Source organism: Cohnella kolymensis (assembly GCF_000829465.1).
Classification (GTDB): Bacteria; Bacillota; Bacilli; order Paenibacillales; family Paenibacillaceae; genus Cohnella; species Cohnella kolymensis.
In genome coordinates, this window is the sequence record NZ_JXAL01000001.1 from 757,359 (window position 1) to 765,106 (window position 7,748).

General features: G+C 52.0%; 5 protein-coding genes, 6 tRNA genes, 1 rRNA gene and 2 pseudogenes. All 14 read right to left on the minus strand.

All coding sequences use genetic code 11. The annotated features are described in order from the left end of the window. Window positions 1–9: 9 nt before the first annotated feature. The gene (locus SD71_RS03650; RefSeq protein ID WP_041059514.1) at window positions 10–498 is read right to left on the minus strand and encodes an acyltransferase; all 489 of its coding nucleotides are present in this window, start codon (window positions 496–498) and stop codon (window positions 10–12) included. Further along, window positions 495–1,162, minus strand: a pseudogene (ppaX, locus tag SD71_RS03655) (pyrophosphatase PpaX). The gene SD71_RS03650 and the pseudogene ppaX overlap by 4 nt, the downstream one beginning before the upstream one ends. Beyond that, window positions 1,125–2,114 carry a prolipoprotein diacylglyceryl transferase gene (gene lgt, locus SD71_RS03660; protein WP_052475893.1) on the minus strand — a complete coding sequence of 330 codons (990 nt, stop codon included), beginning with the start codon at window positions 2,112–2,114 and terminating at the stop codon, window positions 1,125–1,127. Before lgt ends, ppaX begins: the two are co-directional and overlap by 38 nt. Before the next feature lie 22 nt (window positions 2,115–2,136). Beyond that, a pseudogene (hprK, locus tag SD71_RS03665) lies at window positions 2,137–3,068 on the minus strand (HPr(Ser) kinase/phosphatase). Between the two features lie 138 nt (window positions 3,069–3,206). Next, complete coding sequence (locus SD71_RS03670) at window positions 3,207–4,331, minus strand: ABC transporter ATP-binding protein (protein ID WP_041059516.1); 1,125 nt, start codon at window positions 4,329–4,331, stop codon at window positions 3,207–3,209. Window positions 4,332–4,478: 147 nt separating this feature from the next. Then, complete coding sequence (locus tag SD71_RS03675; protein ID WP_052475894.1) at window positions 4,479–5,513, minus strand: PucR family transcriptional regulator; 1,035 nt, start codon at window positions 5,511–5,513, stop codon at window positions 4,479–4,481. 77 nt (window positions 5,514–5,590) lie between these two features. Continuing rightward, window positions 5,591–6,538, minus strand: a complete 948-nt coding sequence (locus SD71_RS03680) for an MraY family glycosyltransferase (protein ID WP_041059520.1) — start codon at window positions 6,536–6,538, stop codon at window positions 5,591–5,593. 138 nt (window positions 6,539–6,676) lie between these two features. Continuing rightward, window positions 6,677–6,752: transfer RNA gene (locus SD71_RS03685), tRNA-Lys, on the minus strand. Window positions 6,753–6,772: 20 nt separating this feature from the next. Then, window positions 6,773–6,856 (minus strand) — tRNA-Tyr (locus tag SD71_RS03690). Between the two features lie 39 nt (window positions 6,857–6,895). Continuing rightward, window positions 6,896–6,971, minus strand: a tRNA-Phe gene (locus tag SD71_RS03695). 19 nt (window positions 6,972–6,990) lie between these two features. Further along, window positions 6,991–7,067 (minus strand) — tRNA-Asp (locus tag SD71_RS03700). A gap of 10 nt (window positions 7,068–7,077) precedes the next feature. Then, window positions 7,078–7,152 (minus strand) — tRNA-Val (locus SD71_RS03705). A 23-nt stretch (window positions 7,153–7,175) separates the two neighbouring features. Then, a tRNA-Met gene (locus SD71_RS03710) sits at window positions 7,176–7,252 on the minus strand. Between the two features lie 214 nt (window positions 7,253–7,466). Beyond that, window positions 7,467–7,748 (minus strand): 23S ribosomal RNA (locus SD71_RS03715); the annotation flags it as partial.

Below are 7,748 nucleotides of genomic sequence, written 5' to 3' on the forward strand. Positions count from 1 at the left end.
GGTTTCTCTTTATTCGCTCCTGCGTTCGATAACCTGCATGGGATTACCGCCGACGAATTGTCCTGCGCCGACATCTTTGTGTACGACGGAGCCTGCAGCCACCACCGCTCCATCCCCGATGGTAACGCCGGGCAAGATGGTAACGTTCGCCCCTATCATCACATGAGAGCCGATCCGAATGTCTCCCAGCCTATATTCCTTTATCAAGTACTCATGTGTAAGCAGCGTGGAGTTATACCCGATAATGGAGTTGTCACCGATCGATATTCTCTCCGGAAAAAACACATCCACCATTACCATAAGCGCAAACGAAGTATGGCGCCCGACCTTCATACCGAGGATATTACGATAAATCCAGTTTTTGACAGGCAGACTCGGACAGTAACGGGCCAGTTGGATAAAAATGAAGTTACGCACCGATTTGAAACGCGAGACCGTGCGATACACCTGCCAAAGTGCATTCGGCCCTTCCACCGGATACCGCTCCACGTTTCTCAAATGTCCGCAACCTCAATTCCGCATAGGGTCAACAGCTCTCTCATATCCCGCAGCATGTGCTCGGCCCCGGCTTGGAACAGGTGTTCCTCGCCCTTCAACGACCACGCAACGCCGACAGGCACCGCTCCGGCTGCGATCGCCGACTGCATGTCTACCGAGCTGTCACCGACCATTAACGTCTGTGAAGCTCGGAGCCTAACGCCGCAATCGCCTTGGCCACCGGCTCGGGATGCGGCTTGGGATTATCGACGTCGTCGATGCTCACGATGACTTCCATATGTTCGAAGATCCCGAACAGCTCCAGCGCCCGAATGGTTGTTGCTCTCATTTTGGTCGTAACGATTCCTACTCGGATGCCCGCGTCTCGCAGCTGTGGAATGACTTCAGCCACTCCTGGAAACAGGTTGACCATCTCGTCATGCCGAAGAAGGTTGTACTCCCGATACAGCTTGGTGAGATTCTCCACATTTTCTTGCCGGGAAAAACCCTGCAGCTGAACCGTTAAAGGCTGTCCCATATGGGGGATGATATGCTCCCGTCCGAAGCCCTCTGCCGCAACGCCTTGAAGGGCGTGAATGAAGGATTCGATTATCAGTTCATTCGTATCGATGATCGTGCCGTCCAGATCAAATAGGACCGTCGTGATTTTGCGTCTTGCTGTCATTGTCCAGGATCTCCGTTTCTGCTGCAGGCTGATCTGCTTTTTTACGTTGAATCAACGGATCGACATAACGTTCGTTGGCCCATCCGGCCAAGCGGCGCACGGCGATGAGAATGATGCCGCCAATGACGATGAGAATGGCAAGCAGCTGTGAGCTGCGGATATTCCCTTCAGCCGGATCCAGATATCCTTGCTGGAACATGACAGTCATAGGCGACCACAAGCTGTTAATCAGCGACTCCAGCCACGACGGGCCTTGGAAAGCCAAGCTGTCGGTGCGAAGAGCCTCGATGAAAAACCGGCCGATGGAATACCAGATGAAGTACGTAATGAGCAATTCGCCTGCGCGCATGAAACGCCTGCGGCGAAGAATGAACAGAATGATGAGGCCCAGCAAGCTCCAAAGTGACTCGTACAGAAAAGTCGGATGGTGATAAGTGCCCTCTACGTTCATTTGGTTCACGATAAAATCGGGAAGATGCAGCGTGTTTCGAAGAAAGGATTCCTCCACCGGTCCGCCGTAAGCTTCCTGGTTGACAAAGTTCCCCCAGCGTCCGATCATCTGACCGATCAGTAACGACGGCGCGCAAATGTCGGCGATCCGCCAGAACGAATAGCCTTTGGCCCGGATATAGAAGAACCCGCAAATTAAAGCGCCGATTAAAGCGCCGTAAATAGCAATGCCGCCTTGCCAGATTTGAACGATCTCAGCGGGATGACTGCGGTAGTAGTCCCATTTGAAGATTACATAATACAGGCGTGCCCCGAGGATTGCCGAAGGAACACCGAAGAGCAATAAATCCATGAAAAAGTCCGCACTGACTCCGAACCTCTTCCCTTCCTGAATAGCCAATAGCAGTCCGGCCAGCGCTCCAAGGCCAAGAATGATGCCGTACCAGTGTACAGGCAGCGGCCCCAGCGTAAACGCAACCGGATTAATTTCCATTGGAAACATAGCCAACCTCCATCAACTCAACTTAATCGAACTCGTCTTCCGCGATCGCCTCTGTCAATTTATTCGTGAACTGCAGGGCTGCGTTATAGCCCATCCGTTTCAGGCGGAAATTCATAGCCGCAACTTCGAGTATGACCGCCAGGTTGCGGCCGGGCCGTACCGGCACGGTTAACAGAGGCACTTCGGTCTCAATGATCTTTGTTTTCTCTTCATCTAAACCCAGCCGATCATACTGCTTGTCCTGCTGCCAATTCTCCAGCTTGATCACAAGACTGATATGAGTCTGGTTGCGGACGGCGCCGGCACCGAATAACGTCATGACGTTCAAGATGCCCAGCCCCGTATTTCCAGCAGGTGCTTGATCAAGTCCGGCGCGCTGCCGAATAGCTGATTGTCCGACGTTTGGCGAATTTCCACCGCATCATCCGCAATCAGCCGGTGTCCGCGTTTAACGAGTTCAAGGGCGGTCTCGCTTTTACCGATTCCGCTGCCGCCGGTGATCAGCATCCCCACACCGTACACATCGACCAGAACACCGTGGATCGTAGTCGAGGGAGCGAGACGTCTCTCAAGAAAGTTCGTTATTCGGCTGAGCAGAATGGTAGTGGCAATGCCGCTGCGGAGAACGGGGAAATGCCGCTCATTGGCTACCTCAATTAACTCGGCCGGCGTTTCCAATCCGCGGGTAATGATGATGCACGGAGTATCTTCATCGCACAGCCGCTCCATACGGTCGCGGCGTTCTTCCGCAGTAAGCGTGTCCAAAAAAGCAAGCTCGGTGCGTCCCAGCATTTGCGCGCGCTCTGCAGGATAATAATTGAAATAGCCTGCCATTTCAAGACCGGGCCGATTCAGATCGTCGGTTGTAATCGTACGGCGCAGTCCATCCTCGCCGGCGACAATTTCCAGGTGAAATTGCTGCACGAGTTCGGATACTTTCACTTTTTTAGGCATCGTACAGAAGCCCCTTTCCTGAATTCACTTACTCATCGTATCTAATATTTTCACACAAATCAATGAAACCTTGAAAACAAAAAGGAAACCGCCAGGCGTCAAGCCCAGGCGGTTTCCTCATATCAATAACAAAGCTTATTATTTCGTTTCGAGAATGTTCAATTCCGTTTCCTTGTCGAACAAATGAATTTTGTTCATGTCGATCGCGAGTTTGATGTTTTGGTTCTCACGAACACCTGCACGGCCGTCAACGCGAGCGATGACGTTGTCTTTACCAAGACCGGCCAGATACAAGAACATTTCGTGACCCAGGTTCTCGGAAACTTCAATTGTAGCATTGATGATGCTGTTCGGCGAAGCTTCGATGAACACCGGCTCTTCATGAAAATCTTCAGGGCGAACACCCACAATGATTTCGCGGCCAATATAGCCTTTGCTGCGAAGAAGCTGCGCCTTGCCTGCGGGAACTTCAACATTGACACCAGTGGCTTTGAAACGGACTGCGCCGCCTTCTTCAACCAGCTGGCCGGTCAGGAAGTTCATTGCAGGGGCTCCGATGAAGCCGGCAACGAACAGGTTAACCGGATTGTTGTAAAGAACTTCCGGAGTTGCGGATTGCTGAATATAGCCGTCTTTCATAACGACGATACGATCGCCCATCGTCATGGCTTCCGTCTGGTCGTGTGTTACGTAGATGCAAGTCGTCTCAAGACGCTTCATCAATTTGGAGATGTTCGCGCGCATCTGCGTGCGCAGCTTGGCGTCCAAGTTGGACAACGGCTCATCCATCAAGAAGACTTGCGGTTCACGAACGATTGCGCGGCCCAAGGCAACACGCTGGCGTTGACCGCCGGACAATGCTTTCGGCTTGCGGTCCAGCAGGTGCTCGATTTCGAGAGTGCGTGCGGCTTCGCGTACGCGGCGGTCGATTTCGTCCTTGCGGAATTTACGCAATTTCAGACCGAATGCCATGTTCTGATACACATTCATATGAGGATACAGGGCGTAGGATTGGAACACCATTGCGATGTCGCGATCCTTAGGAGCCACGTCGTTCACGACGCGGTCGCCGATGTAGAGCTTGCCTTCGGAAATTTCTTCAAGACCGGCGATCATTCGCAGCGTTGTGGATTTACCGCAGCCGGACGGACCGACGAGCACGAGGAATTCTTTATCCTGGATGTCCAAAGTAAAGTCGGTAACCGATGCCTTATCGGTACCTGCATATTTCTTGTAAACATTTTCTAAGCGTACGCCTGCCATGTCATTTCCCCCTAAACGTCGTTTGAAGGTACATCACAATCTTACCTCACGCTCCGGTCAAATGACTATGCACAAACCGTACAAAAAATTCATTTCCTTTTCGTGACTTTGTACAATAGCAGCAATATTCTCACCAAAACGGCATCGTTAAAAAGACCGAACGTCCAACCCCGCCTCGTGTTTTATCTTATCCAGTCGATACAGCAGCGTATTTCGATGGATATACAGCTTTTTCGCCGTCTCGCTGACGTTGCAGTCCATGGAGAAAAAAGCGTCCAGCGTGGAAATCGTCTCCGGATCCGTGAACAGGTCCGGCCTGCCCATCATTTCCTCGACAAAACGCGATCTTACCTGCTCCGGTATGCCGCTTAGGAGTCTCTCCAAATGCACGAGCCAAGGCAAATGGACGTGCATGCCCACATGGAATTTTCGCCCGAGAAATACCGTCTCACGAAGCGTGCCGACAAGCCTTACGAGACTCTCCGCGGGAATAAACGGCTCACCCGCCGCAACATGGCACTCCCCGCCCCATTCGCCGGTTACAAGGTCATAAAGGCCTTCCGCCAAAGAAGACAATATCTCTTTCGTTTCCTCGCTGTCAGGCACTTCTTCACCGTCTGTTTCAATCTCGCTGAGTACCCTGTCCGTGGTAAGTATGAGCCATTCATGCTCTTTCAAAGGAATTAGCAATGTATCGTCGGAAATAAAAGTGCGGATCGTTTTTTCAAGCTCATTGTACCCAGGTTCTTTCTCTTCCACATGTTCACTTTGAAGAAGAAAGGGGATCATACCGTCCAAAAGCCGGTTACGAAGCTCGATGCTGTCCGGAATTTCGGCACGCCATTGGCCGGAAACGAGCGACTCTTCAATCCATTCTCCAAGCCCGCGCGCCTGCTTCTCCAATTCCGATGCGTCTGAGATCGAGCGACTGTTATTTTGCTTAATGGCCCATGCCAATAATTGTTTTTCTATGGAGGTTAATGACGAGACGATTTCAATGACTTCAAGCTGCCGTCCATTGAGGCCCGTTATTATTCGACACACATTATGAAAATCGATGAAGTCGCCGATGTCGGGATGTTTTCTTCCGCCTTCGCTTTCCCATTCGGCAGCCGACAACACTTTGGGAACTACAGGTGCGTTCAGAAGATTGCTAAGCTGCTCCAGTCGCGTCTTGTTCATACCGTAAGCCCCTTGTCCGCTATAATGCTCGATATATGCGTCATTGTAACACAAATTGGCGCATTTAAGGGGCAGGCTTACCGAAGCACGAGAAGCACAACGATGGATAATAAGGAGAATACCGCGGCGATCAGATATAAAAAGGATACGGTTTGTACCTGGGTGAGTCCCCACTTCATAAGGCTGTGGTGGGTGTGAAGATTATCCGCCCGATGCAGCCCTTTACCTTCGAAGAGCCTTCGCGAGAATACGATGGCCGTATCGAGAATCGGAACCCCCAGGGCGAGTAAGGGAACGGACAGCGATAAAAGGGTAGCGCCCTTCAATGTGCCGGCTATAGCGGTTACCGCCAGTGTATATCCGAGGAACGTGGCTCCGGCATCGCCCATGAATATTCGAGCGGGATGAAAGTTATACGCCAGGAACGCCAGGCATGATCCGGCTAACGCAACAGCAACGAGAGCGGTATCGGGCTGACTGAAGATCAGCGAAGCCGCGAACAGCGTGAGAGAGGAAATGACACACACTCCGGAAGCCAGTCCATCGATGCCGTCGATGAAGTTGAGCATATTGATAAGGGCGAACACCCAGATCACGGTAATCATTGCCCCAACGGCAGGCGTAAATATAATCATGGCGGAAGCGGAGGGCGCGGAAACGCCTTGGATGGCGATACCCTGCCATATCGGTATGAATGCGACACCTATGTATACGATCAATCTTGGCCAGACCGGGAATTCGCGGCCGCGTGATTTGTATGCGTCATCGATCAAGCCGATGATAACGAGCAGAATTCCACCGAAGAGCAGCGTGCGAAATAACGGAGAATTATCCAGAAATAAATAAGAGGTAAGGATGACACCGAGGAAAATGGCGACACCGCCGGAGAGGGGCACCGGCTCAGCATGAATTTTGCGGCGTGAAGGCCGGTCGACAAATCCGGTGCGCAGCGCGAATTGCCGAACGATGGGAACCAGCACGATGACCACAGCAAACGCGGATACCATTGCGTACATATAAATCATAAAATGTTCCTCCGGAAGGCGGTTTGTAATTAACAGTTCCCTGTCCGGTGTGTTCACATGCATGATGTTTCAGCAGTGCTGCAATTTATCTTGAAAAACAAAAAAACAGACGTTTTCACGTCTGCGTCGATTTTCGAGTGGTGAGCCATGAAGGACTCGAACCTTCGACACCCTGATTAAAAGTCAGGTGCTCTACCAACTGAGCTAATGGCTCGCGTTATGCGAGGTGAAGAATGGTGGAGGCTGATGGAGTCGAACCACCGAACCCGAAGGAACAGATTTACAGTCTGCCGCGTTTGGCCACTTCGCTAAGCCTCCACAATAGAAACGCCGGCCTGGCTTGCCGGACAAAACAAATGGTGGCTCGAGACGGAATCGAACCGCCGACACGAGGATTTTCAGTCCTCTGCTCTACCAGCTGAGCTATCGAGCCAAACTTGATGAAAGAATAATGGCGGAGCTGACGGGATTCGAACCCGCGATCTCCTGCGTGACAGGCAGGCATGTTAGGCCACTACACCACAGCTCCGAATTATGAATGGTGGAGGCTGACGGGATCGAACCGCCGACCCTCTGCTTGTAAGGCAGATGCTCTCCCAGCTGAGCTAAGCTCCAGGAAGAAAAAATGAGTAAGTAGTGGTAGCGGCAGAGGGGATCGAACCCCCGACCTTTCGGGTATGAACCGAACGCTCTAGCCAGCTGAGCTACGCCGCCACATCGAATTTTCACAACGAATTCGATCATATCACGAATTCGCCGTTCATGTACAGTGGCAAAAAATGCCACCCAAGGCTTGCGCCTACTGTGCGATGAAATCGTCACAGCCCGCATGTGTGCAGGCAGCGTTGCGAAGCAACGCGTTGCACGCTTGCGCCTTGAAAACCGGATGCGAAACAAAGCGGGTGAAACGATCATCGAATCTGTGAATTAGGATAAGCCCTCGACCGATTAGTACTCGTCAGCTGCACACGTTGCCGCGCTTCCACCCCGAGCCTATCAACCTGGTGTTCTTCCAGGGGTCTTACGAATTGGGAAATCTCATCTTGAGGCAGGCTTCGCGCTTAGATGCTTTCAGCGCTTATCCCTTCCGCACTTGGCTACCCAGCGATGCTCCTGGCGGAACAACTGGTACACCAGCGGTGCGTCCATCCCGGTCCTCTCGTACTAAGGACAGCCCCTCTCAAATTTCCTACGCCCGCGACAGATAGGG

Excerpts from the sequence above, each read along its gene's own strand:
- SD71_RS03675 (WP_052475894.1), bottom strand. The coding sequence starts at position 5,513 with ATGAACAAGACGCGACTGGAGCAGCTTAGCAATCTTCTGAACGCACCT.
- lgt (WP_052475893.1), bottom strand. The coding sequence starts at position 2,114 with ATGTTTCCAATGGAAATTAATCCGGTTGCGTTTACGCTGGGGCCGCTG.
- SD71_RS03670 (WP_041059516.1), bottom strand. The coding sequence starts at position 4,331 with ATGGCAGGCGTACGCTTAGAAAATGTTTACAAGAAATATGCAGGTACC.
- SD71_RS03680 (WP_041059520.1), bottom strand. The coding sequence starts at position 6,538 with ATGATTTATATGTACGCAATGGTATCCGCGTTTGCTGTGGTCATCGTG.